This is a genomic window from Paraconexibacter sp., assembly GCF_041602235.1.
Lineage (GTDB): Bacteria > Actinomycetota > Thermoleophilia > Solirubrobacterales > Solirubrobacteraceae > Paraconexibacter.
This window is the reverse complement of the sequence record NZ_JBFIGP010000031.1, coordinates 1-24,675: the sequence shown is the minus strand read 5'-3', so window position 1 is coordinate 24,675 and position 24,675 is coordinate 1. Positions and strand designations below refer to the sequence as shown.

Annotated in this window: 21 protein-coding genes and 1 pseudogene; 6 read left to right on the top strand and 16 right to left on the bottom strand. The window is 72.0% G+C overall.

Annotated features, from left to right (window positions below; genetic code table 11):
- Positions 1–215: 215 nt before the first annotated feature.
- The 4 genes from ABYE80_RS04480 to ABYE80_RS04465 all read right to left on the bottom strand — a co-directional run bounded on the left by ABYE80_RS04480 (position 216) and on the right by ABYE80_RS04465 (position 2,946).
- A complete protein-coding gene (locus tag ABYE80_RS04480; protein WP_372789001.1) occupies positions 216–974 on the bottom strand; it encodes an SDR family NAD(P)-dependent oxidoreductase in 759 nt (252 codons plus the stop codon).
- Entirely contained in the window at positions 974–1,732 is a 759-nt protein-coding gene (locus tag ABYE80_RS04475; RefSeq protein WP_372788999.1) for an SDR family NAD(P)-dependent oxidoreductase, read from the bottom strand. The genes ABYE80_RS04480 and ABYE80_RS04475 overlap by 1 nt, the downstream gene beginning before the upstream one ends.
- 113 nt (positions 1,733–1,845) lie before the next feature.
- Entirely contained in the window at positions 1,846–2,592 is a 747-nt protein-coding gene (locus ABYE80_RS04470; protein WP_372788997.1) for an SDR family NAD(P)-dependent oxidoreductase, read from the bottom strand.
- A 42-nt stretch (positions 2,593–2,634) separates the two neighbouring features.
- Entirely contained in the window at positions 2,635–2,946 is a 312-nt protein-coding gene (locus tag ABYE80_RS04465) for a hypothetical protein (RefSeq protein ID WP_372788996.1), read from the bottom strand.
- Positions 2,947–3,050: 104 nt separating this feature from the next.
- On the opposite strand from ABYE80_RS04465, the gene ABYE80_RS04460 reads away from it, so the two are divergent.
- Complete coding sequence (locus tag ABYE80_RS04460; protein ID WP_372788995.1) at positions 3,051–4,967, top strand: hypothetical protein; 1,917 nt, start codon at positions 3,051–3,053, stop codon at positions 4,965–4,967.
- Between the two features lie 47 nt (positions 4,968–5,014).
- Here ABYE80_RS04460 and ABYE80_RS04455 read toward each other — a convergent pair whose 3' ends face one another.
- Positions 5,015–5,923: a LuxR C-terminal-related transcriptional regulator gene (locus ABYE80_RS04455; protein ID WP_372788993.1), complete on the bottom strand. Its 909-nt coding sequence runs from the start codon at positions 5,921–5,923 to the stop codon at positions 5,015–5,017.
- A gap of 128 nt (positions 5,924–6,051) precedes the next feature.
- Between ABYE80_RS04455 and ABYE80_RS04450 the strand changes: the two genes are divergently transcribed.
- From ABYE80_RS04450 to ABYE80_RS04435, 4 genes are read left to right on the top strand one after another with little or no spacing between them, the layout of a single operon-like run.
- The gene (locus ABYE80_RS04450) at positions 6,052–7,683 is read left to right on the top strand and encodes a methane monooxygenase (protein WP_372788991.1); all 1,632 of its coding nucleotides are present in this window, start codon (positions 6,052–6,054) and stop codon (positions 7,681–7,683) included.
- 3 nt (positions 7,684–7,686) lie between these two features.
- Positions 7,687–8,739 (top strand): NADH:ubiquinone reductase (Na(+)-transporting) subunit F, encoded by a 1,053-nt coding sequence (locus ABYE80_RS04445; protein WP_372788990.1) that lies wholly within the window; start codon positions 7,687–7,689, stop codon positions 8,737–8,739.
- Complete coding sequence (locus ABYE80_RS04440) at positions 8,736–9,812, top strand: hypothetical protein (protein ID WP_372788989.1); 1,077 nt, start codon at positions 8,736–8,738, stop codon at positions 9,810–9,812. Before ABYE80_RS04445 ends, ABYE80_RS04440 begins: the two co-directional genes overlap by 4 nt.
- A complete protein-coding gene (locus tag ABYE80_RS04435; protein WP_372788987.1) occupies positions 9,812–10,162 on the top strand; it encodes an MmoB/DmpM family protein in 351 nt (116 codons plus the stop codon). The genes ABYE80_RS04440 and ABYE80_RS04435 overlap by 1 nt, the downstream gene beginning before the upstream one ends.
- Before the next feature lie 201 nt (positions 10,163–10,363).
- Here the strand turns inward: ABYE80_RS04435 and ABYE80_RS04430 are convergent, their stop codons facing one another.
- The gene (locus ABYE80_RS04430; protein ID WP_372788986.1) at positions 10,364–10,768 is read right to left on the bottom strand and encodes a PaaI family thioesterase; all 405 of its coding nucleotides are present in this window, start codon (positions 10,766–10,768) and stop codon (positions 10,364–10,366) included.
- 120 nt (positions 10,769–10,888) lie between these two features.
- Here ABYE80_RS04430 and ABYE80_RS04425 point away from each other — a divergent pair, with 120 nt between their 5' ends.
- Positions 10,889–11,401, top strand: coding sequence for a CoA-binding protein (locus ABYE80_RS04425; RefSeq protein WP_372788985.1), 513 nt, complete (start codon positions 10,889–10,891; stop codon positions 11,399–11,401).
- Between the two features lie 26 nt (positions 11,402–11,427).
- On the opposite strand, the gene ABYE80_RS04420 is transcribed toward ABYE80_RS04425, so the two are convergent.
- The 10 genes and pseudogenes from ABYE80_RS04420 to ABYE80_RS04375 form a co-directional block, all read right to left on the bottom strand.
- Entirely contained in the window at positions 11,428–12,462 is a 1,035-nt protein-coding gene (locus tag ABYE80_RS04420; RefSeq protein ID WP_372788984.1) for a 6-phosphofructokinase, read from the bottom strand.
- 12 nt (positions 12,463–12,474) lie between these two features.
- Positions 12,475–13,296 (bottom strand): lysophospholipase, encoded by an 822-nt coding sequence (locus ABYE80_RS04415; RefSeq protein WP_372788982.1) that lies wholly within the window; start codon positions 13,294–13,296, stop codon positions 12,475–12,477.
- Positions 13,293–14,732 carry a wax ester/triacylglycerol synthase family O-acyltransferase gene (locus ABYE80_RS04410; protein ID WP_372788981.1) on the bottom strand — a complete coding sequence of 480 codons (1,440 nt, stop codon included), beginning with the start codon at positions 14,730–14,732 and terminating at the stop codon, positions 13,293–13,295. Before ABYE80_RS04410 ends, ABYE80_RS04415 begins: the two co-directional genes overlap by 4 nt.
- Positions 14,733–15,743 (bottom strand): NAD(P)H-dependent glycerol-3-phosphate dehydrogenase, encoded by a 1,011-nt coding sequence (locus ABYE80_RS04405; RefSeq protein WP_372788980.1) that lies wholly within the window; start codon positions 15,741–15,743, stop codon positions 14,733–14,735.
- Entirely contained in the window at positions 15,740–17,197 is a 1,458-nt protein-coding gene (locus ABYE80_RS04400) for an HAD-IB family hydrolase (protein WP_372788979.1), read from the bottom strand. The genes ABYE80_RS04405 and ABYE80_RS04400 overlap by 4 nt, the downstream gene beginning before the upstream one ends.
- Positions 17,184–19,475: a glycerol-3-phosphate 1-O-acyltransferase gene (locus ABYE80_RS04395; RefSeq protein ID WP_372788977.1), complete on the bottom strand. Its 2,292-nt coding sequence runs from the start codon at positions 19,473–19,475 to the stop codon at positions 17,184–17,186. The genes ABYE80_RS04400 and ABYE80_RS04395 overlap by 14 nt, the downstream gene beginning before the upstream one ends.
- 150 nt (positions 19,476–19,625) lie before the next feature.
- Positions 19,626–21,071, bottom strand: coding sequence for a hypothetical protein (locus ABYE80_RS04390; protein ID WP_372788975.1), 1,446 nt, complete (start codon positions 21,069–21,071; stop codon positions 19,626–19,628).
- A gap of 28 nt (positions 21,072–21,099) precedes the next feature.
- Entirely contained in the window at positions 21,100–22,914 is a 1,815-nt protein-coding gene (locus tag ABYE80_RS04385; RefSeq protein ID WP_372788973.1) for a sulfatase-like hydrolase/transferase, read from the bottom strand.
- Positions 22,911–23,900: a hypothetical protein gene (locus ABYE80_RS04380; protein ID WP_372788970.1), complete on the bottom strand. Its 990-nt coding sequence runs from the start codon at positions 23,898–23,900 to the stop codon at positions 22,911–22,913. Before ABYE80_RS04380 ends, ABYE80_RS04385 begins: the two co-directional genes overlap by 4 nt.
- Positions 23,897–24,675, bottom strand: a pseudogene (locus ABYE80_RS04375) (hypothetical protein); the annotation flags it as partial. The gene ABYE80_RS04380 and the pseudogene ABYE80_RS04375, both read right to left, overlap by 4 nt.

Here is a 24,675-nt window from a genome sequence, read left to right as displayed (position 1 = left end):
TCGAGAGGGAGCGCTGCGACGTGCACCGTCGTGCTCAGGCCGTCGGGCAATCGCGGGCGCAGCGTGGTGATCGTGGGCGTGGCGCTGCGAGCCATACGGGTCGAGGAGTCCATCGACCGACGCAGCATGCCACGCGCGCCGGCACCACCCCATCACGGACCTCGCCCGCGCCGTCTCAGACGCAGGCGAGATCACGTCACGGGTTCCCGAGGGGTCTAGAGCACCGACGCCCGCGCGCCACCGTCCAGCACGTAGGCCGAACCGGAGGAGAACGAGGACCGCGGCCCCGCGAGGAAGACGGCGAGCTTGCCGACCTCCTCGGGCGTGCCGTAGCGGCCCTGCTTGGCGGCGATGAGATCGTCGAAGGGCATCGGCAGGCCGAGCGCCTCGAAGTCCGCCTTGCGGTCGTTGACCAGCTGCGTGTCGATGAAGCCGGGGCAGATCGCGTTGACCCGGACGCCGGCGTCACGCAGCTCGATCGCCGCGGTCTGCGTCAACGAGACGACGGCCGCCTTGGCCGCCGCGTAGCTGCCGATCAGCGGCGCCGCCGCCTGCGCGGTGATCGACGCGATGTTGACGATCGTGCCGCCGCCACCCTCGGCGATCACCGGCGCGCCGTAGCGCGTGGCGAGGAACACGCCGTCGAGGTTGATCGCGGTGACCTTGCGCCACTCCTCGAGGCTCTGGCCGACCAGGGGCGCCATGTGGGCGATGCCCGCGTTGGCGACCATGATGTCGAGGCCCCCGTGCGTGTCGACCGCATGCTTGACGAGTGCCTGCACGTCGGCCTCGCTGCTGGCGTCCGCGGCGAACGAGCTGCCACCGATCGCCTGCGCGACCGATGCTGCGGCGTCAGCGTTGATGTCCGAGACGACGACCGTCGCACCCTCGGCGGCGAGCGCCTCGGAGACGGCCTTGCCGATGCCCTGCCCGGCGCCGGTGACGATGGCGACCTTGTTCTCGAGCTGAGCCATCAGAGCAACCCCGCAGTCAGTGCGTTGTCCAGGACGTAGTGGGACCCGGTGGTCCAGGATGCGTCGTCGGACGCCAGGAAGGCCGTCATCTCGGCGACCTCCGCGGGGGTACCCCGTCGGCCCTGCTTGAGGGCCGTGAGGTCCTCGAACGGCAGGCCGGTGAGCGCCTCGACCGGGGCGACCAGGCGGTCCACCATGGCGGTGTCGATGAACGCCGGGCAGACCGCGTTGACGCGGATGTTGTGCGCCCGCAGCTCGACGGCGGCGACGCGGGTGAGCTGGATGACCGCGGCTTTCGAGGCGCAGTAGGAGCCGAGCAGCGGTGCGCCCCCGACCCCGGCCACCGAGGACATGTTCACGATCGTCCCGCCGCCACCGGCGACCAGGTGCGGCGTCGCGTGCTTCATGCCGAGCCAGACGCCCTTGACGTTGATGTCCATCATCCGGTCGAAGTCCTCCTCGGACTGCTCGACCAGGATGGACGCGATCTCGATGCCCGCGTTGTTGACGACGAGGTCCAGCCCGCCCATCGCCTCGACCGCGGCGGCGAACTGCGCCTCCTGGTCGGCGGACGACGCCACGTCGCACTTGCAGGAGCCGGCGGCGCCGAGCTCGTCGGCGGTGGCCGCGACACCCTCCTCGTTGATGTCCGTCAGGAACACGGTCGCCCCGCGTTCCACGAACAGTTCGGCGATCGCGCGACCGAGCCCGGTCGCGGCGCCTGTGATCAGGGCTCGTTTGCCCTCCAGCTCTGCCATCGCTCCTCCTGGGACGTGCTTGGAGGACCGACCCTATGCCGCCGGCCGCACCCACTCGTAGGAGGTTCGGCGGCAACCGCCCGGGCAGAGTTGGTGTCCTGCGACAAAGAGCGTCAGGTGCGCGGGCCGGGAATGCCCCGGAAGCCGAACGGCGCGCTATCGCGGCCGGCCTGCACGAACCAGCACTCGCCGCTCATCTCACCGTCGAACAGGGTGAGGACGGTGTCGGCGACCTGCTCGGCGGGGATGATCGGCAGCCCCGCCTGCGCGAGCCCCTCACGGATCGGCTCGATGATCTTCGACTCGGCGAACCCGGGGCAGACCGCGTTCACGCGGATGCCCTCCTGGTCGAGCGGTCCCAGCGATCGCACGAGGCCCACGACCGCGTGCTTGTTGGCGGCGTAGAGCGGATCGAACGGCACGGCCGTGAGGCCCGCCAGCGAGGCGGTCGCGACGATCGCCCCGCCGCCGCGCCTGCGCAGGGCCGGCAGTGCCGCGTGCACGCCGAACACCACGCCGTCGAGGTTCACGCCCATGACACGCCGGTAGCGGTCCACGTCGAAGTCCTCGCCGAGCCCGAAGCCGGTGGCGACCCCGGCGTTCAGGTAGACGAGGTCCAGGCCGCCGTAGGTCACCTCGGTCGCCCTGACCGCCGCGACGTTCGCATCCAGGTCGCTCACGTCGCACGCCACGAACGTCGCGTCCAGCTCCTCCGCGACGGCGCGCCCACCGTCCTCGTCGATGTCGGCGACCATCACCTTGGTCCCGCGGGCCGCCAGCGCCGTCGCGACCGCACGGCCCAGGCCGCTCGCCGCACCGGTGATCAGCGCGACCTGGTCGCCCGTCGTCTCCTCGCTCATGGCCGCAAGCCTACGGCCCGAGGATCACGCGCGGTCACCTGCTCAGGCGGGGACGGTCGCCCGCGGCGCCACGAGCGCGGTCGCCACGAGCGTGACCCCCGCGGCCGCCACCACCACGGCGGGCCAGGCGCCGAGCACGTCGCCCAGCGGGTGCGACAGCACGAAGGCCGCCAGGGCCACGAGCAGCAGGACGGCGGTCCGTGCCGAGCCGATCGCCGGACGCGCGGTCCAGGCGCACCAGGCGCCGCCGGCGACGAGGACGAGGCCGCCCAGCGGTCGGACGCCGGTCAGATCGGCCACCGCGAAGGCGAGGAGGAAGGTGAGGCCCGCCACGGCGGGAACGGCTCGGATCACTCCCCGAGGGTAGCCGCCGCGCCGGTCCGGTCCCGTCGGACGCGCGCCAGGATTTCAGGGTCTACCCCGATGACGTGCTCGCTGCCCGCGGATACGGTGCACCGATGAGCACACGGCTGCGCAGGGTGGCGCTGGGCGCCTGCACGACGATCGTCCTGGGTGCCGGAGGCGCCCTGCTCGGCACGAGTCCCGCCGGCGCTCAGGCCGGCTGCACCCCGCAGTTCACCTCCAACGCGAACTCCTTCGTCAGCCGGCTGTGCGGGATGCCCGACTACGACCAGCGACGCACCGCCGGGATCCTCCAGGGCGATGGCCGCACGATCAACGTCAACAACCTGCAGATCGGGCCGGTCAACCTCTCCCTCGCGCTCCAGGGCAACGGAGGCTGCCACTGCGTCCCGACGAGCTTCACCAACCTGCTCGGCTACTACGTCGGCAAGGGCGTCCAGGGCAACGTCCCCCGCGCCTTCGCGTGGGACGCCCGCGCCGGCTACCTCCCGCGGCCCGACGTCGCGCCGGCGAACTACCTGAACCAGCAGCCCTACCCGGGCGCCGAGGTCGCCGCCTACAACGCGGCGACGCTGGCGATCAAGACGCTCGGCAAGGACGTCGTGACCGGTGACGCAGGGTGCGGCACGAACTGGGGAACCGTCCTGAAGTACTTCAACGCCGTCCGCCCCCTTTTCCCGAAGGTGTACATGTCGATCACGACGTCGTCCCCGGGGTTCGCCGGCCCGAAGCAGGTGGCGAACATCCTCGCTGCCGGCGGGACCGCGTCGATCGTCTACGGGGCGTTCTCCTCCTACTCGGAAACCCCGGGCGGCGCCTTCTCCAACACGGCCACCTGGGGTTCGCGGCCCGGAGGGCACGCGGTCACCGTGAGAGAGGTCCGCGGCAACGGCCCGCTGTCGAAGTCCGCGACGCTGGTGGTCTCGGACCCGGCCAGCAACGCCGACCCGGCCGAGGGCGGGGACAAGGACCGCTACCGCCAGTCGGCCACCGAGGGCAAGAGCGTCGAGCTCACGCGCGTGTTCAACCCGAACCAGGGGATCTTCCGCTGGCGCTACGGCGACGTCAACGCCTCCGGCAACACCAGGATCTGGGACTCGCTGCTCGTCGCCTACCCGGTGATCGCGGTCATGACCAACGGTTCCAGCGTCCAGGTCTTCCCCGGCGTCTCCTTCAACAACCGGGGCGTCTCCGCGCCGTCGGAGTTGAAGCCCAAGAAGTTCACGGTCGGCACGCGGTCCCAGCCGGTGCTCGACGCCGCGTTCCTGCCCGCCACCGGCGAGATCGCGTACATCCGCAAGGGCGACGGCTCGGTCCGCGTGATCGGCGTCGGAACCCGGGAGACCCGGGTGCTCGGCGATGCGCCGACGGGTGCCACGCAGCTCGACATCGACCCCACGGGTGGGCGCGTGTTCGTGGCCGGCAAGAACGAGCTGGTGCAGTTCGACCCCGGCAGCGAGAAGGGCGACGCCAAGCGCATGAAGCTGTCCTCGGCGGTCGGCGCGATGTCGTTCGATCCGGGCGACGGACTGGGCAAGGGACGGCTCGTGGTCGTGACCACGGATCGCAACCTGCGCAAGGTGAACCCCGAGACGCTCACGCAGATCGGGTCCGCCCAGCGGCTGTCCAAGGCCCTGTTCGAGGGCTCCGGGCCCATGTCGGCCACGGTGGACAACAAGGGCCGCCTGTACCTGCGGCGCGGAGCCACCCAGAAGGTCGGGAGGGTCGGGCTGGCCGACCGCAAGGTCGGTCGCGGGACGATCGGCGCCCTCAAGGGCACCGGGGGCCTGGCGTTCGGCGAGCGGGGCACGATCTTCACCGTGATCGACGGCCGGATCGCCGAGCTGTCGCCGAGCGGCAAGGCCGTGACGAACTCGCCGCTCACCGGGTTGCGTGCGAGCGGCCGCGTCCTGCAGGTCACCCGCTCGGGCTCCGACATCCCGGCCGACCGGGCGAACGAGATCATCGATCAGCGCATCATCGATCCCGACTTCCCGGAGATGGCGCCGTAGACCGGGCCGCCGGCCCGACCCGGCGGAACCGCCGGCCACGCCGCGGCTCAGACCACTTCCGGACGCTGCGCCATGCGCAGGTACCGCGACACGGCTTCGGCGCGGTTCGCCGCGCGCATCTTGCGCAGCACGTGCCCGACGTGCGACTTCACCGTGCCCTCGCTGATGACCAGGCGGGTGGCGATGCCGCCGTTGGTGTGGCCGTCGGCCATGAGCTGCAGCACCTCGAGCTCGCGGCGGGTGAGCAGCGAGGCCAGCCGTGAGTCCGGGGCCACGACCACCGGGGCCGAGGGTGTGTGCAGCGCCGTGGTCATCTCGTGGTGCTCGTCGACGAGCTGCACCTCGGAGTGGCAGACGTCGTCCATCAGCGCGCTGGTGGTGCTCATGAGGCGCGTGGCGTGCTCGCGCTGGGCCCGGACCCGCTCCAGCAGGCTCGTGCGCTCGAACGCGAAGCCGAAGCCCTCCGCGTAGGCCCCGAGGACGTCGAGGTCGTGGTCGTCCACATCGCGGCCTTCGTAGTAGTGGTCGGCGTGCAGGAACCCGATCACGCGATCCGAGGGCATGATCGGCGCGGCGACGTAGGAGCGGGTGCGGAAGCCGTCGACCAGCGGCTTGAACGCGCGGGGGTCGTTCGGTGCGTCCAGCAGCATCATGCCGCGTCGCCGCCGCAGCATCTCGGTCTCGAACAGCATGTGCTTGAGGGGCAGGTGCACGCGATCGGTGAGCTCCAGGAGCTCCTGCGCCCACGCCGGGTCCTTGGGGATGTGCACGCTGAGACCGACGAGCTCCGACCCCGACACGCGGAACATCACCGCGCGATCGAACCCGAACGTCCGGCACAGCTCCGACGTCGCCGTGTCGATCATCTGGCGGCAGGACTCCATCGAGCGCAGCCGGGCGAGCGCCTCCTGGACCCGGCGCAGGGAACTGCCGTGGCCGACCCGGTCCTCCCGCATCGGTCTACGGTAGCGGGCGCGATGGCGGGCCAGGGACTTTCGGGGGAGGCTCTCTCCACCGAAGGTCGGACAAAGAGTCCGCCGATGGCCGATGCGCGCGCGAGGGTGCGTCGAAGAGGATCGTTCGCATGTCCGCTACCAAGCCGCGCCGCCGCAGCATCACGCAGACCCACGAGCGCATCTCCCAGCTCGGATGGGATCCGACGTACCACGACCCTGCGGTCCGCTACCCGACGCGGTACCAGCTGCCCAAGAAGGCCAAGGACCCGATGAAGCACATCATGCGGGAGTACCTGCCGATGGAGCTGGAGAAGGACGAGCGCGTCTACGGCGGGTTCGACGCGGCGGTGCGGGCGGACATGCCGAACAAGGCGTCCGAGCGGTGGCTGGAGATCATGAAGCCGTTCGTGCAGGTCACGAACTACGCCGAGGTCGGGGCGGCCCGGTGCATGTCGATGCTCATCGACGCGATCCCCAACCCGGAGCTGCGCAACGGCTACCACGTGCAGATGGTGGACGAGGTCCGCCACACGGGCATGCAGATGAGCCTCGCCCGCTGGTACGGCAAGCACTCGCCGGACCCGGCCGGCTGGCACATCGGCGGCCAGGGCATGCAGCGCGACTTCATCACGAGCGCCGGCATGAACATGCTCAGCCACTTCATCGTCGGCGACCCGATCCAGTGCGCCTTCACCCTGCAGGTCGTGGCCGAGACGGCGTTCACGAACGTGGCGTTCGTCGCCCTGCCCGACGTGGCGGCCCGCAACGGCGACTTCACGCTGCCGACCACCTACCTCTCGGTGCAGTCCGACGAGGCGCGGCACATCTCCAACGGGTACGCCACCCTGCTCACCGTCCTGCAGGACGACCGCAACGCGCCGCTGATCGAGCGCGACCTGCAGCAGGCGTTCTGGATCAACCACGCGTTCCTGGACGTCTTCAGCGCCGCGGTCATGGAGTACTTCTCCACCGAGCGCACCGACAACGAGTCCTTCCTGGACAAGTGGGACCGCTGGATCCGCGACGACTGGTACCGCGCGTACGTGCTGAAGCTCGGCCAGCTCGGCCTCAACGTGCCGCCGGACATGTTCGAGCGTGCCCGCGAGCGGATCGTCAAGGGCCTGCACCACAAGGTCGCGATGTTCGGCTTCGCGTCCTGGCCGCTGCACTTCTGGCGCTTCGATCCGCTCACCGAGAAGGACTTCGAGTGGTTCGAGCGCAAGTACCCGGGTTGGTACGACGAGTACGGCTTCTTCTGGGAGGCGTTCGCCGAGCTGACGGACCCGGCCGAGAAGTCGCTGCTGCTGTCGGGCTTCCTGGCCGACGCGCCGCCGATGTGCTGGACCTGCCAGATGCCCGGCGTCGTCGACGAGGACCAGGTCCACCGGGTGGTCGACAACAAGACGCGCTTCTACTGCTCCAAGGAGTGCTGCTGGCTGGACGAGTCCAACCCCGGCCGCTACACCGGCGACCGCAACTGGTTCGACCGCTACCACGGCTGGGAGCTCAGCGAGGTCGTGCGGCACCTCGGGTTCGTGCGCGAGGACGGGCACACCTGCATCGCCCAGCCGCACCTGCACGACGACAAGCGCTGGACGCTCGCAGATCTCAAGGCCGCCGACGTCACGATCGAGTCCCCGAACATCAACACCGCCAAGCGCCTGGGCCTGCCCACCGGCAACCATCACGTCCCCGGCGTGCACACGTTCGGTGACGACCCGCTGCTGGCCGACATGGTCGGCGACGCGACCCTGCTCTAGGGCATGGCTCGCGTCGTCCTGGAACCGATCGGCGAGGAGATCGACTGCGACGAGGACGAGACGGTCCTCGACGCGGCGTTCCGCCAGGGGTTCAACCTCGTGTACGGGTGCAAGGAGGGGCAGTGCTCCGCCTGCAAGTGCTACCTGCTCGAGGGTGAGGTCTCCCTGAAGAAGTACTCGACGTTCGCGCTCTCGGAGTCCGAGGAGGCGAACGGGTACTCGCTCCTGTGCCGGGCGATGCCCGACGAGGACCTCGTCATCGAGCTGCTGCACTTCGACCCCGACGGCTACAAGATGGACCACGAGCTGCGCGACGGCCGCGCGGTGGTGGAGTCCGTCGAGGCGCTCACCCACGACATCACCCGGCTCGTGCTGCGCGTCACCGAGCCCCAGGACTTCGCGTTCTCCCCCGGCGCGTACGTCGACGTCCACGTCCCCGGCACGGACGGGGCCGAGCGCCGCTCGTTCTCGCTCGCCAACCTGCCCGACGGCAGCACGCTCGAGCTGATGATCAAGCGCTACGACGGCGGGCGGATCGCGGGGATGCTCGAGTCCGGGGAGATCGGCCCGGGGACGGAGCTCGGCTTCACCGGCCCTTACGGCGCGTTCCGGCTGCGGAGCACCGATCGTCCGATCCTGATGGTCGCCGGCGGCTCGGGGATGGCCCCGCAGCTCGGCATCCTGCGCCAGATGGCGACGGAGGGCTGTGATCGGCCAGTGCGCTTCTTCTACGGGGCGAGGACCCGCGCCGACCTGTTCCATCTCGACGAGATCGCCGCGCTCGGCGAGCGCCTGCCGGACTTCGCGTTCACCGCCGTGCTGTCCGACGCGACGCCCGACTGCGCCTGGGACGGTCCCGAGGGGTTCGTCCACGAGGCCGTCGGACAGGCGTTCCTCGACGGCGGCCTCGCCGCCGACGTCGAGGCCTACCTCTGCGGCCCACCCCCGCTCGTCGACGCCGCGATCGACCTGCTGGTCGATGGTCGCGGGCTCGACGCCCAGCAGGTCCACTACGACAAGTTCACCACCGCGGTCAGCGACAGGAGCACCACATGAGCACGCCCCCCGCCAAGAAGCTCTCCCGGGACCCCGAGCAGACCCGCGGCGCCGACGAGCTGCGCAGCTTCCAGTACTTCACGCCCGCGAAGCGGCGTGCCTCGCTGTACGAGGACGTGACGTGCGACACGCAGCCGTCCCCGCACCGCCACATGCAGCGCGACTGGCTCGTCTCCTTCGAGGACGGGCGCGGCACCTGGGACGACCGCTCGACCGCGATCCGCTGCGGCGACTGGTACGCGTTCCGCGACCCGGGAGCCAAGTGGGAGCGGACCTTCTACCAGGTGGGGACGAGCTACGAGAAGCAGATCGAGGGGGCCGTCGGCGGCGCCGCGTCGGACCGCCTGTACGAGGACTTCTCCCCGGAGTGGGTCGAGTTCCTGCGCACCAACCTGCAGATCCCCGCCTACGTCGAGCAGGGGCTGTGGCTGACGACCGCGGTGATCGCCCGGGACTGCCTGTCGGACTCGCTGGCCCACGCGGTCACCTTCCAGGCGTCGCTCAAGCAGCGGCTCGCCCAGGCGATCGTGCTGTACGGGATGGACCTCGAACCGCACTTCGGGGACTTCTCGATCGATGCCGCGCAGGAGCGGTTCCTGGAGGACCCGATCTGGCAGCCGACGCGCCGCCTGCTCGAGCGGCTGCGGGCCACGCAGGACTGGATGGAGGTGCTCGTCGCGGTGAACCTCTGCTTCGAGCCCACCGTCGGCGTGTTCCTGCGGCGTGAGCTGGGGATCCGGGCGGCGTCCGCTAACGGGGACACCGTCACGCCGTCGATCGCGCGCACCGGCCAGCTCGAGTGGGACTGGATCGCCGACTGGACCGCCGCGCTCATCGGGCAGCTGCTCGCCGACGAGGAGCACGGCGCGCACAACCGCGACACCATCGAGGGGTGGTTGGACGACTGGCTCCCGCAGGCGCGCGAGGCGCTCGCCGTGCTCGCCGACGGCTACGCGCAGGAGATCCCGGGGGGCCTGGACCTCGACGAGTCGGTACGCCGCGTGGCCCGCGACGCGGCCACCTTCCACGCGCGCTGCGGCGTCGAGGACCTCGTGACGGCGGAGGTCGCGTGATGAGCTCCGATCAGGGCTTCCCGACCGCCGAGGAGGCCGCCGCCGACGACTCCGGGGCCTACGACTACGTCGGCATCGTGATGTCGCGCAGCGAGGAGGGCGACGCGGTCGCCGCCGTGATGCGCCGTCGCCCGGGCGTCGAGGTCATCGCCCAGCCGGCGTTCTGGGACGTCCGCGCGAAGGACCGGCTCGTCATCGAGTTCGACGAGGTCAGCGAGGAGCTCGGCTTCGAGATCGACGGCTACGCGATCCAGCACGAGATGTCGACCCACTACGGACGTCTCGTCGCCACCGACGACGCGCTGATGCTCTTCAGCGACCCGATGGAGGCGATGGAGCACCTCATGTAGTGCACCCGCGGTGAGGTGGTGGCCCCTGTTCGAACCACCACCGCACCGTGGGATGAGGGAGGGTGCTGTCTGGCGCACGTCGCGAGCGACATCACGCCGGCACAGCCTAGGTGGTGCGACAGCGTTCGCGCATCGGCCCCCGGCGGTGGATTGATCCCCCTTTCGAGAGGGACCGGGGACCCAGGACCCGCTGGCCGACGGTCAGACCGCCGCGCCGGGCATCCGGCGGGCGAAGATCGCGAACGAGCCGACCGCGGTGGCCAGCAGCGTGCCGTCCTCGTGGCGGACCTCCGCCCGCAGCGACGCGGACCGGCTGTTGCGACGGTCGAGCTCCCCCGTCGCCCGGATGATCCCGGCCCGCGCGGAGCGGATGTAGTTGATCGAGATGTTGGTCGTCGCGATGTCCTCGGTCTCGGTCACCTCGACCCACAGCGCGGTCGCCATGGCGTAGTCGACCAGGGCCATCACCACGGGACCGGAGACGAGCCCCGCCGGGTTGAACAGCTCGGGGCGCACGTCGAGCTCCGTGACGCCGCTGGCCGTGAAGCGCATGCCCAGCCAGCGCGTCACGTCGTCGATGGCCTGCTCCGCCGGGCGTCCGCTCATCCCTGGAAGTATCGCGGAGGGCCGGCGCGGCCGGCTGCCGCGCTCCCCGTAGATCTCCGCAGCCGTTCGCGGGACCGTCGCGGATGAACGACCCCCTGCGGTCACGGACACTGCCGTGCCATGAGCACCATCCCCCTGGCGTCGGCGGCGACCGAGTTCCTGGCCCAGGAGCGCCTCGCGGTCGTGGGCGTGTCGCGCGATCCCAGGCAGCCCGCCAATCTCATCTACCGGCGCCTGCGCGAGACCGGCCACCGGGTCTTCGCGGTGAACCCGGCGGCCACCGAGGTGGAGGGCGACCCGTGCTACGCCTCGGTGCGCGCGCTCCCCGAGGCCGTCGACGGCGCCGTCGTGGTGACACCCGCGGACGTGTCCGCGGCGGTCGTCGAGGACTGTGCTGCGGCGAGCGTGCCGCGCGTGTGGCTGCACCGCGGGCTGGGCCCGGGCAGCCTGTCGGCCGAGGCCGTCGACGTCGCGCACGAGCACGGCATCGACGTGATCCCCGGGGGGTGCCCGAACATGTTCGGGGCCACGTCGGACCGCCCCCATCGCGTGATGCGACGCGTCCTGCAGCTCGCGGGCAAGGTGCCGCGGTGCGTGGAGGGATGCGAAGGCGGGCGCAGCCGCGAGGCCTGAGCGGCGCGCCGGCCCAGCCCTCGCGCTCAGCCGAAGAACACCTCGGCGGTCTCGAAGAACGCGTCGTCGAGCAGCTTGATCTCCGACAGCGCGTCGCTGATCGGGACCTCCTCGATCTCGGCGCCCTTGAGCGCCACCATGACCCCGCTGCGACCCTCGCCCGCCGCGGTCGCCGCCGCGACGCCGAAGCGCGTGGCCAGCACCCGGTCGAACGCGGTCGGGGTGCCCCCGCGCTGCACGTGGCCGAGGATCGTCATGCGCGACTCGTACCCCGTGCGGGCCTCGATCTCCCGCTCGAGCTCCACGGCGATGCCGCCGAGCCGGACGTGGCCGAAGGCGTCGGTCGCACCCGAGCCGTGCGTGCTCATCGTGCCTTCCTTGGGCGTCGCGCCCTCGGAGACGACCACGATGGAGAACGTGCGTCCGCGCGCGTGGCGCCGGCGCAGGGCCTCACAGACCTCGTCGATGTCGAACGGCCGCTCGGGCACCAGGATCACGTCCGCTCCGCCCGCCATCCCGGAGTGCGCCGCGATCCATCCCGCGTGGCGTCCCATCACCTCGAGGATCATGACCCGGTTGTGCGACTCGGCCGTGGTGTGCAGGCGGTCGATCGCGTCGGTCGCGATCTGCACCGCGGTCTGGAAGCCGAACGTGTAGTCCGTGCCCGCGAGGTCGTTGTCGATCGTCTTGGGGACGCCGATGACCGGGACGCCGTCGGCGTCGAGGCGTGCGGCGACCCCGAGCGTGTCCTCGCCGCCGATCGGCACGAGGACGTCCACGTCGAACTTGGCCATGCCCTCGCGGACGGCGTCGGTCCCGCTCTCGCCCTTCTTGTAGGGGTTGGTCCGCGACGAGCCGAGGATCGTGCCGCCACGCGGCAGGATGCCCGCGGTCGTCTCGATCGTCAGCGGCCGGGCCTCGCCGGCCAGGACGCCCGCCCAGCCGTACTCGAAGCCGACCACGTCGTTCCCGTCGCGCGCCGCCTTGCGCACGACGGCACGGATGACCGCGTTGAGGCCGGGGCAGTCGCCGCCGCCGGTGAGGATGCCGAGTCGAGCCATGCGCCGATCCTGTCAGGCGTCGTCGTCGTTGTCAGGCAGCCATCTGTCCACGAAGGAGGTGATCGCCTCGATCACCTCGTGCTTGTTGATCTCGTTGAGCACCTCGTGCTGCGCGCCGACGTAGATGTGCTCCTCGAGCTCCTCGCCGCGGATCTTCTCGATCGCCTGGCGGGTCACGTCCAGCGGTGCGAGCTGATCCTGGTCGCCGTGGATCCAGACGACGGGCAGCGACCCGAGCGTGCCGTCCGTGGCGATGTTCTCGATCGCCCGGAACATCGCCATCAGCGTCTCGCGCTTGAACGGTCCGTGGTAGACGAGCTCGTCGGCGGCGTAGGCCTCGCCGACGGCCGGGTCACGGGAGAGCGTGGCCGGGTCGATCGGGATCTCCGGGATCGGGTCCATGCCGAGCAGCTGCTCGAAGTTCGGGTTGCCGCCGATGGCCGGGCCGGAGAGCGCCAGGGCGCTCAGCCTCTCGCGGTGCTGCTGGGCGTAGCGGGTCGCGATGATCCCGCCCATCGAGTGGCCCAGGAGCACGACCGGCAGCCCCGGGTAGGCCGCCTGGGCGATGTCCGCGACCTGGTCGAGGTCGCTCACCGCGTGCTCGATGTTCTCGACGAGTGCCCGCTCGCCCTCGGACCGGCCGTGGCCGTGGTGGTCGGGGGCGTAGACGGCGGCGCCGTGCGCCACGAGCGCCCGGGCGACGTGGTCGTAGCGGCCGGCGTGCTCGCCGTAGCCGTGCGCGAGCAGCAGGACGTAACGGGCGTCGTCGTTGGGCCACACGTGCACGTGGACGGTGCCGCGCGTGCCGGCGATGGCGATCTCGGTGGTGCTCATACGGTCTCCTGGACGGGGGTCGGCTCGGGGTCGGGGGTGGCGGGAGGCGCTGCCAGCGCGAGGACCTCGTCGAAGCCCTCCCGCAGGCATCGGACGAACAGCTCCTCGTCGGTGATCGCGGCGGGATCGAGGTTGATGCCGATGCAGCAGCCGTCGAGGTGGGAGACGAGCGTGACCATCGCGGCGCAGCCCGGCAGCGGGCCGAACGGGTAGGCCTTCTCGATGCGGGCTCCGGCGACGTAGCGGTCCTCGCGGATGCCGGGGACGTTGGAGGCCTGCAGGTCGTTGGCCTTGGTCATGTTGCCCGCGATCTGCGAGATCAGCGGGGCGGGCAGGCGGGAGAGCGCCGGAGCCACGAGGCCCAGGGCGGCGATCGCCGGCTCCTCGCGGGCCTTGCGCACCATCGCGCCGATCGCCTGCATCCGCTCGGTCGGGTCCTCGATGCTCACGGGCGCCGCGAACCGCGCGCCGGCGAACGCGTTGCCGCCCTCGGCGTCGTCGGCCTTGCGGACGCTGATCGGGATGGCGATCGGGATCCGGTCCACGGGCTGCCCGAACGCTTCGTGGTAGCGGCGGTAGCCGCCGAGGACCGCGGCGAGGAACGCGTCGTTGACGGAGCCGCCGACGGTCTTGGACGCGGCGCGCAGCGGCGCGAACGGCACGTCGAGCGTCGCGAAGCGCCAGGAGAGGCTGCGGTCGGCGAGCAGCGGGGAGCCCTTGGCGTCGGGGTCGGCGAGGACCCGCTGCAGCGACCGGGCGAACCGCGCGGTCTCGCGGGCGGCGCGGTCGGGACGACGCAGGCCGCCGAGCCTGCCGAGCGCGCCTCGGATCGCACCGGGCACGCCGGCGGCGTCACGCGCGACCTGCCGGACGAGCACGTCGGTCGGGGTCGTGCGTTCGGCCTCGGGCGGCAGCGGCTGGGGCTTGCCGAGGTTCGGCTCGCGCGTCGTCGAGTGCAGCATCGACAGCAGCTGGACGGCGCCGAGGCCGTCGGTCGTCGCGTGATGGAGCTTCAGCAGGAACGCGGCCTTGCCGTCCGGCAGGCCCTCGATCAGGACCGCCTCCCACGGCGACCGCGACCGGTCGAACGGGGTCATGGCGATCTGCTCCGCGACGCGCAGCGTCTCCCACCAGTCCCCGTTACCGGCCAGGCGGACGCGACGGACGTGGTAGTGCAGATCGAAGTCGCGGTCCACGACCCAGGCCGGGTTGCCCAGCCCGAGCGCGGGCTCCACGACCCGCTGGCGGAACCGCGGCACGAGCCGCGTCGCCCAGTCCACCGCGGCGACGAACCGATCCCAGTCCGGGGTGCAGTCGAGCAGCTCGAGCGAGCAGATGGTGGAGCGCAGGCGCGGGTCGCCCTCTGCGCGCCACATCAGCGCCTCGAGCGCGTTCATCTCGCGGGCCTGTCCCCAGGTTCCGGGCTGGTCGGGCATCTACGCCACCTCGTGGTATTCGTGTTCGGCCGCCGGGCGCTGCAGGCCGCGGTAGGCCTCACGCGGGTGGCGGCCCTCGTTGACGACCGCGTCGACCTCGGCCGCGATCGGCATGACGACGTCGTGCTCCAGGGCGAGCTCCATCACCGTCCGGGCGGTCTTGACGCCCTCGGCGACCTGGCCCATCTCCTGGATGATCTGGTCCAGCGGCTTGTCCCGGGCGAGCTCCTCGCCCACGCGGCGGTTGCGCGACAGCGGGCTCATGCAGGTCGCCATGAGATCGCCCAGGCCCGTCAGGCCGGCGAACGTGCGCTCCTCCGCGCCCATCGCCACGCCCAGGCGCGTGATCTCCGACAGCCCGCGGGTGAGGACCATCGCGCGGGTGTTGTCCCCGACACCGAGGCCCTCGGCCATGCCGGCGGCGATCGCGATGATGTTCTTCAGGACCCCGCCCATCTCGCTGCCGAGCAGGTCCTGGTTGCGGTAGACGCGGAAGCGCCGCCCGGAGAACAGCGGCTGCAGCGAGCAGGCGACCGCGGCGTCCGGCACCGCCACGACGGCGGCCGCGGCCATGCCGTCGAGCACCTCCCGCGCGAGGTTCGGGCCGGCCAGCAGGCCCACGGGGTGCCCGGGCAGGGCCTCGGCGATCACCTCGGTCGGCCGCAGCCGCGTGCCCTGCTCCAGGCCCTTGGCGAGCGACAGGACGGGCACCCACGGACGCACATGGGGGGCGGCCTCGGCCAGGGCCTCGCGGATGCCGTGCGACGGGACGCCGACGACGAGAACATCGGCGTACTCGGCGGCCTCGCGCAGGTCGGAGGTCGCGCGCAGCGATCCGGGCAGCTCGCGGTCGTCGAGGTAGCGCGAGTTCGTGTGCTGCTCGTTGATCTCCGCGGCCGTCTCCGGGTTGCGGGCCCAGAGCAGCGTCGGCGTGTTGAGCGCCGCCAGCGAGGCGACCGTGGTGCCCCACGATCCACCTCCCAGCACGGCGACCTGGATCGGGCGGCTCATGCGTGCAGCTCCAGTCGGGGTCCGGTGGGCCAGTCGGCGAGCGTGTCGAGGAACATGCCGCGCACGTCGTCGACGTGGTCGGTGATCGTCTCCACCGTCCAGGAGGACGTGTCCACGGGCGGAAGGACGGTCACCTCGACGGTCCCGGGACGGAGTGTCTGCGCCCCACGCCACATCACCTCGCCGGCGTTGCGGATGACGATCGGCACCATCGGCACCTCGGCCTGCATGGCGATGTGGAACGGGCCCTTCTTGAACCGGCCCAGCCGGGGCGTCGCGGAGCGCGTGCCCTCGGGCGCGATCACCAGGGACATCCCGGACCGGACCTTCTCGACGGCCGGCGCCATGGCCTGCTTGGCCTGCTCGGTGTTGCCGCGGTCGACGAACGCGACGCCCGCGAGCTGGAAGAGCTGCCCGAAGCCCGGCACGTTCTTGGCCTCCTTCTTGGCCACGCCGGTGAAGCCGCCGCGCAGCAGCTTCATCACGAGGATCGGGTCGAGCTTGCTCTGGTGGTTGAACACGAAGACGCACGGCCGCGCCGACCACAGGTGCTCGTGGCCGCGCACGACCTTCACGTCGATGCCGGCCAGCGCGAGCCCCACGTCGGCGCCCACCCCGCCCGTGATCTCCAGCAGCGTGTCGCGGCGTCGGTTCAGCAGCGAGAGGCCCACGCCCGCACCGAACGCGGCGGCGAACGCCCCGTAGAAGCCCGCGGTGCGCGCGACCTCCTTGATCCCGGGCGTCCCCCCGCGCGAGACGCACTCGAGGATCGGCCAGCCGCGGCGCTCGGCCTCGGCCCGCAGCAGCTTGTGGGGGGCCACCGCGACGGGATGGGCGACCGTGTCGAGGAACTCGATGTCCTCGCCGCCGTTGGAGTACGCGAAGGACGCGTCGAGGTCGATGCTCTCGGTCTCGGCGAGCTCGAGGACGGCGCGGGCCTTCCCGCCCGCCCACAGCGGTGGTCCCGAGGTCCTGCCGGTGACGATGCCGTCGATCACCTCGACCGGCGTGCACAGGACGTGCTCGACCTCCAGCTCGCGGGCCATCGGCTCGACCTGGAACCGCGTGGCCGAGGAGGCGAGAGCGACCGTGTGCCCCTTGGCCTGGTGCGCGCGCACCAGCGCCCACGCCTCGGGGTGCAGGCGGCTGGCGATGTCGTGCTTGAACAGCGAGTTGCCGAGCTCCTCGATCTCCTCGATCGGGCGGCCCTTCCAGGCGCCGAGCGACAGTTCCAGGAACGCGGCGAAGTCCTCGGGGGACTCGATGCCCTGGGCGCTCATCAGCAGCGTGCGCGCCAGCTCGATCGGGCCGATGTCGAGACCGAGCATCCGATGGCGGTAGAACGCCTGGGCGCTGTAGCCGCTGATGACGGTGCCGTCGTAGTCGAAGAACGCGCCGACCTGCGGCCCGTCGGGGGCCGCTGCGATCGCAGCGAGCCGCTCATCGAGACTCATCGTCGAGCACCCCCTCGAGCAGCGCGGAGTCGAGCTCGCCGATGCGGATCAGGCGCTCGACCACGTCCTGCACCTCGTCGCGGTACGCCTCCCGCGCGCGCCGGATGTCGTCGCGGCCCGGGTCGACGAGGTCGCGGTTGGCGGCCAGGCGCAGGGCGGCGTCGAACAGCTCCTTCGACACCGACTCCGCACCGTGCAGCCGGCCCTGCAGCAGCATCTGCTGCCCGACCCCCAGGCACCGCTCGGAGAAGGCGGCGGGCTCGATCGCCTGCCGGCTGGGGGTCTCGGCGAGCTGCTCGGCCACCACGAGCTGGGCGTCCAGGAAGGACCGCAGGGCCCGGTGCGCGACCAGCGTGGTGCGGCCCGAGAGCAGCTGCGCGGCACCCGACCGGTCGGTCACCTGCTCACGCCACTGCGGATCGATGTACTCGAGCTCCTCGGCGATCTCCTGCAGGAACCCGTCCTTGTCGCGGAAGAAGAACTCGAACTTGAGGAGGTCGCGCAGGGCGAGCGCATCGGCCTGCGCCGCCTCGATCGGGTCGCCGTCCCGCGGCTCGGCGGCCAGTCGCAGCAGGACGAGCTCGACGATCGCCCGGATGATCACGTGGTGCAGCGCGCCGTTGCGGTAGAAGGCGGCGACGTGGTGGCGGCCCTGCGCGATCGACCACACGGGCTCCGTGCCGCCGTCGAAGCACTCGACCACGCCCGCGCTCACCAGTGCGTCGAGCACGGCGCGCACCGCGGCCGGGCGTCGCAGCTCGGCCACCGGGCCGGGGATGCCGCGGCGCTGCACGTGGATCAGCAGGGGCTCGACGACCCGTGCCACCTGGTCGAGGGTCAGGGCGCGATCGCGGGTGCCCAGCAGGGCGAGCGTGACGAGCGAGGTCGACGCCAGCGGCGTCGCGCGGTTGATGCCGTCGCAGATCCGGAACGCCACCTTCTCGAGCTGAGCGTGGCCCTCCCCGGCCTCCTCCAGGGCGTTCCGCAGCGAGAACGGGTCGCCGAAGCGCACCTGCACGGTGCCCGCGTTGGTGCTCTGCGCGCGGACGTAGTCGGCGAGCCACTTCAGGCCCTCGGACTGCTTCTTGGCGCCCGCCTGCTCGGCGGCCATCATCCCGACCTCCTGCAGTTGGTCGTAGACCAGCGAGACGGGTACGAGCGTGACGTCGTCCACCCGCGGGTCGTCGAGCGCCCGGGCGAGGTAGGCGAGCAGGCCGAACTTCGGCGGTCGCAGCTTGCCGGTGCGGGTGCGTCCGCCCTCCAGGTACCACTCGATGTTGAAGCGCTTGGCCGCCAGGTGCGCGAGGTACTCCTGCACGGCGAGCTTGTAGACGGCGTCGTCACCGAAGGTCCGCCGGATGAAGATGATCCCGGCGCGCTTGCCCAGGGGGCCCAGCGGCCAGAACGCCATGTTCGCTCCGCCCAGCAGGTGGTTGCGGGGGAAGTCGTGGTCGTGCAGCACCTGCGCGAGGACCAGCGGGTCGGAGTAGGAGCGGTGGGAGGGCAGGAAGACCAGCGGGCTTCGCCGGTTGATCTCGCGCAGCCGCTCCAGGCTCTCGACGTCCACGTCGACGTCCCAGGCCTTGGCGTGCATGGGCCGCATCAAGACCCGCCACGTGTCGATCGCCAGACGGCTCTGGACGGCCGCGACCTCCTGCAGGCAGCTCGTGGCGTTCGAGAGGACCTCCTCGTAGGGACGGTCGAGCCGCTCGGCGAGGGTCGCGACCTTCTCGCGGAACGTCGCCGACGCCGTGATCTGCTCGGCCACCAGACGCGGCACCTTGTAGCGGTCACCGATCACCTGGCGCTCGGCCCGCTCGCACGCCAGCGTCGCCTGGCGGGCGACGAACGCGGCGAACGCCTCGCCGCTGGCCGCCCGTCCCGCCTCCGAGCGGAACCGCTGGCGCAGTTCCATGGCGTGCGCCGGCTCGCCGGCGGTCACGCGCGCCCGGTCGGGCTCGCGCCGGGCGATCCGCGGCTGCAGTCGCGACCACGGCCGGTGAGGGTTGGTCAGCGCCAGCAGGTCCGAGGCCCGCACCCTGCGGTCACCGTCGCGCTCGCGCGGCAGCCACGTGACCCGGACGGGGACGACGAGCGGGTCGTCGCCGCGCTCGAGGCGTCGACCGAGCGCCGGATCGTTGCGGTCGACGATCTCCGCGCCGGGATGGTGCTCGCGGGCCCACGCGCCCACGAGATCGTGCTCCGTCGGCGTGCGTGCATCCACGAGCAGCACGACGGGATCCACGGTCGTCGGACGGAGCTGGGTGACGGTGGCCATGGTGGCCAGCCTCGCTCATCGCGCGGCTCCGGACAACGTCCGCGGCGGACGAACCCGGCAGGTGGCGGGCTGTGTGCGGTGCACAACGCCCGGTGATGCGCCGGCTGGCGCGACCGGTCGGGTGACCTCGTGCGAGGGTGGAGCGTGCGCCTACGGCGCGTCGGCGAACCGCACGACGCCGCCGAACGTGCCGGCGTACGCCGCGCCGTCTGGACCAAGCGCGATCGCTCCACCCTCGCTGTTGTGACCGAGGCCTTCGCCGGCGAGTGCCGCGAAGCGTGGTGTCCCCGTCCGCCAGTCGATCGCGGCGAGGTTCCAGGCGTCGGGTACCCCCGGGGGCTTCACGAGGGTGTAGTAGAGCCCGGTCGCGCGCGAGACGACGGCCTGCGCCGACGGCGAGATCTCGTCGCTGGTCCAGGCCACGCGGCAGCCGCGCTTGCCGACGACGACCCGCGCCAGCCCGCCGACGGTCGTGCCGCCCAGCTCGGTGGTGCCGGGGTTCTCGTACCCGTAGGCGTTGGCGACGACGATCGAGCGTCCCGCGACGACGAGGTGCGCCTCCACGCTCGCCTTGCCGGGGGTGAACACGGGCACGGCGCACGCGAGGCGGCGTGACGCGCGGCCGGAGATCCGCGCCACGGTGACGCGCGGCGGGTTGAGCCCGTCGGCGACGGCGACGTAGCCTCCCGCGACGATCACCGGGGGCGTGCCGGGCCCGGGGTGGACACGACCGGCCTTCGCGTCGGTCAGGGTCGAGGGCAGCGTCTGGCGCCACACCACCCGTGGTGTCCCGTCGCCGCGTGCCTGCAGGCGGTACAGCGCGTCGCGGGTGACGACGTAGGCCCCGGACGGGTCGGTCGCGAGATCCTCGGCGATCGGCTCGCGCAGGTCGAGGCGGCGCGGCGGGCCGCCGTCGCGCGGCAGGGTGACGACGGACCCCTGGTTGCCGGTCAGCCAGTCGTGGCCGTCGTACCCGGCGGCGATCGCGAACGGACGCTCGCCCTTCGCGAGGACGCCGGACAGGTCGCGCGACCCGGTCTGCTCCAGGGTGTCGCCGTCGGCCGCGACCGTCAGCAGGGTGCGGGCGTTCGTGGGCACGAGCAGCGTGCCGTCGGCCCGGACCAGGAAGTGCGTGCCGCCCGCGAGGTCACCGCGGTCGGGACCCTGGCGCGGGGGCAGCGTGACCGAGGAGAGCGTGGCCAGCGACGTGGGGTCGAACAGCCGCAGCGCCGGTCCCACGACGCCGTTGCACACCGCCAGCAGCCGGTCCTTCGCGTCGAAGGCCAGCGAGGCGCAGGTCCCGAACGCGAGGGTGCTCGAGCGCGTCGTGCCGTTCCCGAGCGGGCCGCGCATCGGTGACGCCGCCCCGTTCCCGGCCGCGAGGCCGCTGCCGCTCCGTCCGTCGGGGGCGAGCGCCGGGTTGGCGGGCGGGTACGGCCCGGGCAGCGGCTGGGCGGCCGCGGGCTCGCCCGTGAACTCGGGCAGCGGCCCGTCGAGCGGTCCCGGGATCGGGATCGCCGGCTGCTGGGCGAGCGCCGGGACGGGTGCCAGCGCGCACAGACCGGCGACGGCGAGCGGGAGGTATCGGGTCAGCATGGCGTGGGGTCTCTCGGCGCGGCGCGCGTCAGGCGGTCGGGGTCAGCGCGCAGAAGAAGCGCGCGAGGTCGGCGGCGTGCGCCGCATTGGCTTCGGCTCCGCCGATCGGGTCGGGCAGACCGCCCTCGTAGAGGAAGCGGGCCGGGTTGGGCTGCGCGGCAGGGACCGTCACGTAGTTGCCGGGCTGCGCGCCGACCCATGGGTTGGGGATGGTGTTGGCCGACGCGTTCGTGCTCGGCGGCTCGTACATGTGGGTGACGAGCGGACGTTCGCCGTAGGCGGGCAGGACCACCGACCGGAACTTCACCTCCTCGCGCTCGTACAGCCACGCGAGCATCTCCCGCGTGAGGGTGAGGTAGCCGGGGTCGTTGGCCAGGTTGCGGATCTCGTCCGGGTCGTTCCAGGTGTCGTAGAGCTCGAGCTCCTGGCTGTCGAGCAGCTCGCGGCCGGCGAAGTGCTGGTCGGCGACGGCGACGTAGCGGGCGAACTTGTAACGGCCGTCGAAGATCGCCCGGACGTGGCTGGCCGTCGGGACCGCAGTGCCCACGTTGGTGATCGGGTACTCGTCGGTGCGGAACAGGATCGAGTCCCGCGGGCCGCGGGCATCCGGGTTCTCCAGCGCCGGCACGAGGCTGACGCCGCGCAGCCACGGCCAGCGGGCGACCGGGTCGCCGGCTCCCGCGACGTCGAGCAGCGTCGGCACGAGGTCGACGGCCTCGCCGAGCGCCGCGGAGCGCCGTCCGCGCGGGAAGCGCTTGGGGTAGACGACCGTGAACGGGATCCGGTTCTGCTCGTCGTACATCGTGATGCCCTTGTTCTGCAGGCGGTGCGCCGAGCCGAGCTCTCCGTGATCCGAGGTGCGGACGATCACCGTGTCGTCCAGGACGCCCGCGTCCATGACCTCCCGCACCGCGGCGCCGAGCATCTCGTCGGTCCCGACGATCAGGTCGTAGTAGACGTTGAGCTGACCGCGGAAGTACTCGGGGTCGTCCTGCGTGCCCTTCGGCGTGCCGGCGACCACGGCGGCGACCTCGCGGAAGCGCTTCTGGCTCGACGGCTTGTCGTCCAGGGTCGGCTCCGCGTAGAAGGACCGGTCGAGCTGTGGCTCGTAGTCGGGCCGCTTGAAGTCCGCTCGGAACCCGCGCGGGTAGAACTGGATGTCGTGCGGGTTGAGCAGGCTCAGCACGCACAGCCAGGGCTGCTCGTCCTTGGCGTGCTCGCGCAGCCACGAGACGGCCTGGCCGGTCCACACCGGGTCGTTGGTGTAGCCGTCGTTGTAGCCCCCCACGTCCGCCGGCGGCGAGATGGCGGAGTCGTCGAAGCCGTAGCCACCGAGCGGGTTGTTCTGCGCGGTGTCCAGCGCGGCCTCGGCGTTGGTGGGCGGTTCACCGGGGAAGGACAGGTGCCACTTGCCGAAGAAGGCGGTCCGGTAGCCGACCTCCTTGAAGAGGTCGCCGATGGTCGGGATCGACGGGTCCATCGTGAACTGCGTGCCGAGCACGAACGTCCCGTAGATGCCCTGCTGCGGCGCGTACATGCCGGTCCAGAAGGTGGCGCGCGAGGGCGAGCAGGCCATCGAGGAGGTGTGGAAGCGGTCGATCCGCGTGCCGTTCTCGTCGAGCCAGCAGCGGACCGGCAGCGGCAGGTCCTCGGGCAGGCGATCCTGATGGCGCTCCTGGTCGGTCATCAGGATCAGGACGTTGGGACGCCGGCCTGCGGGGGCCGCGGCGCTCGCGGCGGCGCCGGCCAGCCCGCCACCGACGCTCGCGATGCCGGCGGTGGCGGCGACGCGCGCCGCGCCGGACAGGAACGTCCGTCGATCGGTGGGGGACGGGCGGCTCACAGCCGCGCTCCCTTCACGGTGCCGGTGAGGTTGTCGACGGTCCACGCTCGCTCCCCGGCGATGGCGAGCCCGCGCGGTTCGCCGCCGACCGCTCGACGGGTGCGCTTGCGCCCGCGCCCGAGCACGACGATCTCGCCGGTGCCGGCCAGCGCCACGACGCGCCGTCCCCGGGCGCTCCAGCCGACGCCGCTGGGCAGCGCCCCGGCCTGATGCTGGTGCACGCGGCCGCTGGCGATCACGATCTCGCTGACGCGGTCGGCGTCCGGTCCGCCGTGCGTCACGAGGATGCGCTCGCCGTCGGGTGAGAGCGCGAGCCGGTCCGGCAACCACGGCGTCCGCAGCTTGCGCGTCACGCGACCGGTGCGCAGGTGCACGCGGAAGAGGTGGTCCTCGCCGTTCAGCGCGACCCACGCGGTGGCGCTCCCGGGCACGGTGACCACGGCTCGCGGCACGATGCCGACCGCGTGCCGCGCGGTCACGGCGAACGTCCTCGCGTCGAGGACGTGCAGGGCGCCCTCCTGCTCCCCGCCGCTCACGACGAGGGTGGTGCCTGCCGCCGTGAACGCGACGCCGAACGGGTCGGGGCCGACGTCCGCGCGCGTGTGCACCGCGGCGCTGCGCAGGTCGACGATCGCGAGACCGGGCTCGTCGGAGAACGCGGTGGTGACCGCGGCGAGACGCCCGTTCGGGGAGATCGCGACCTCCATGGGCTGTCCGCCCACGTCCACGATGCGCGGTGCCGAGGAGCCCTTCGTGGCGTGGATCGCGATGGTGCGCCGGCGGTCGTGGGCGACGACCAGCCGCTTGCCGTCGCGGCTCGCCGCGATCGCGCGGCCGCGCCGGACGGTGGGGCGTCGGGCCTGCAGCGGCCCGGCGGTCTCGGTGACGGTGGTGGCGGCAGGGGCGGGTGCGCCGCCCAGCAGCGGTAGGGCGGCGCCCGCAGCGGCACCGGCGAGGAAGCCGCGGCGGGTCGGGGCTGCGGTCATCGCCGGGCCCCGGTCTTCGGCGCGGGGCCGAGCTCGCAGAGCATGGCCGCCCGGTGTCGCGCCCGGGCCTCGGCCATGGCGCGTGACTCGTCGGCGGTCTGCGGCAGGCGCTCCTCGCCTCCGGCCTCGTAGACGCGCCGTTCCAGGTGCGGGTCGCCGATCGGCAGCTGGACGTAGGCGCCCGGAAGCCCCTCGACCGGGGACGGGCTCGACGGGCGCTCGGCCAGCGGCGTCTCGGGGCGACCGTACGGATCGGGGCGCAGCGCCTCGATCGTCGAAGGTTGCCCCGACAACGGCACCTGGACCGGCCCGAACCGCTCCTTCTCCAGATCGTGCAGCCGGGCGAGCAGGTCGTCGCGCAGCGACCTGTGGGCGGGGTCGTTGGCGAGATTGCGCAGCTCGTACGGATCCTCGCTGAGGTCGTACAGCTCGTACTCCTGCTCGTCGGGACGCTCGGTCTGCGGCTTGCCGGTCATCGCGACGTAGCGCGCGATCTTGAAGTGCCCGGACAGCGCGGCGCGAACGTGGCGCTTCCAGGCCTGCCCGCTGCCGGCGAAGTCCTGCGGTGACCACACCTCGTCGCAGGTGCTCATCGTGAAGTCCTTGCCCCGGGCGCCCGCCGGGTCCTCCAGGGCCGGGACGAGGGAGCGACCGCGCAGCCACGGGTGGCTCGAGGTCGGGTCCTTCACACCGGCGAGCTCCAGGCACGTCGGCACGATGTCCACCGCCTCGGCGAGTGCCGGGGTGCGGTGGCCCTGCACGTCGGGGTAGCGCT

What these genes read in the sequence shown, in the direction of transcription:
- ABYE80_RS04445 (WP_372788990.1), top strand. Translation starts at nt 7,687, where the DNA reads ATGGCTCGCGTCGTCCTGGAACCGATCGGCGAGGAGATCGACTGCGAC.
- ABYE80_RS04450 (WP_372788991.1), top strand. Translation starts at nt 6,052, where the DNA reads ATGTCCGCTACCAAGCCGCGCCGCCGCAGCATCACGCAGACCCACGAG.
- ABYE80_RS04470 (WP_372788997.1), bottom strand. Translation starts at nt 2,592, where the DNA reads ATGAGCGAGGAGACGACGGGCGACCAGGTCGCGCTGATCACCGGTGCG.
- ABYE80_RS04390 (WP_372788975.1), bottom strand. Translation starts at nt 21,071, where the DNA reads ATGCTGACCCGATACCTCCCGCTCGCCGTCGCCGGTCTGTGCGCGCTG.
- ABYE80_RS04415 (WP_372788982.1), bottom strand. Translation starts at nt 13,296, where the DNA reads ATGAGCACCACCGAGATCGCCATCGCCGGCACGCGCGGCACCGTCCAC.
- ABYE80_RS04475 (WP_372788999.1), bottom strand. Translation starts at nt 1,732, where the DNA reads ATGGCAGAGCTGGAGGGCAAACGAGCCCTGATCACAGGCGCCGCGACC.
- ABYE80_RS04380 (WP_372788970.1), bottom strand. Translation starts at nt 23,900, where the DNA reads ATGACCGCAGCCCCGACCCGCCGCGGCTTCCTCGCCGGTGCCGCTGCG.
- ABYE80_RS04460 (WP_372788995.1), top strand. Translation starts at nt 3,051, where the DNA reads ATGAGCACACGGCTGCGCAGGGTGGCGCTGGGCGCCTGCACGACGATC.
- ABYE80_RS04435 (WP_372788987.1), top strand. Translation starts at nt 9,812, where the DNA reads ATGAGCTCCGATCAGGGCTTCCCGACCGCCGAGGAGGCCGCCGCCGAC.
- ABYE80_RS04400 (WP_372788979.1), bottom strand. Translation starts at nt 17,197, where the DNA reads ATGAGTCTCGATGAGCGGCTCGCTGCGATCGCAGCGGCCCCCGACGGG.
- ABYE80_RS04430 (WP_372788986.1), bottom strand. Translation starts at nt 10,768, where the DNA reads ATGAGCGGACGCCCGGCGGAGCAGGCCATCGACGACGTGACGCGCTGG.
- ABYE80_RS04420 (WP_372788984.1), bottom strand. Translation starts at nt 12,462, where the DNA reads ATGGCTCGACTCGGCATCCTCACCGGCGGCGGCGACTGCCCCGGCCTC.
- ABYE80_RS04395 (WP_372788977.1), bottom strand. Translation starts at nt 19,475, where the DNA reads ATGGCCACCGTCACCCAGCTCCGTCCGACGACCGTGGATCCCGTCGTG.
- ABYE80_RS04480 (WP_372789001.1), bottom strand. Translation starts at nt 974, where the DNA reads ATGGCTCAGCTCGAGAACAAGGTCGCCATCGTCACCGGCGCCGGGCAG.
- ABYE80_RS04425 (WP_372788985.1), top strand. Translation starts at nt 10,889, where the DNA reads ATGAGCACCATCCCCCTGGCGTCGGCGGCGACCGAGTTCCTGGCCCAG.
- ABYE80_RS04440 (WP_372788989.1), top strand. Translation starts at nt 8,736, where the DNA reads ATGAGCACGCCCCCCGCCAAGAAGCTCTCCCGGGACCCCGAGCAGACC.
- ABYE80_RS04405 (WP_372788980.1), bottom strand. Translation starts at nt 15,743, where the DNA reads ATGAGCCGCCCGATCCAGGTCGCCGTGCTGGGAGGTGGATCGTGGGGC.
- ABYE80_RS04455 (WP_372788993.1), bottom strand. Translation starts at nt 5,923, where the DNA reads ATGCGGGAGGACCGGGTCGGCCACGGCAGTTCCCTGCGCCGGGTCCAG.
- ABYE80_RS04410 (WP_372788981.1), bottom strand. Translation starts at nt 14,732, where the DNA reads ATGCCCGACCAGCCCGGAACCTGGGGACAGGCCCGCGAGATGAACGCG.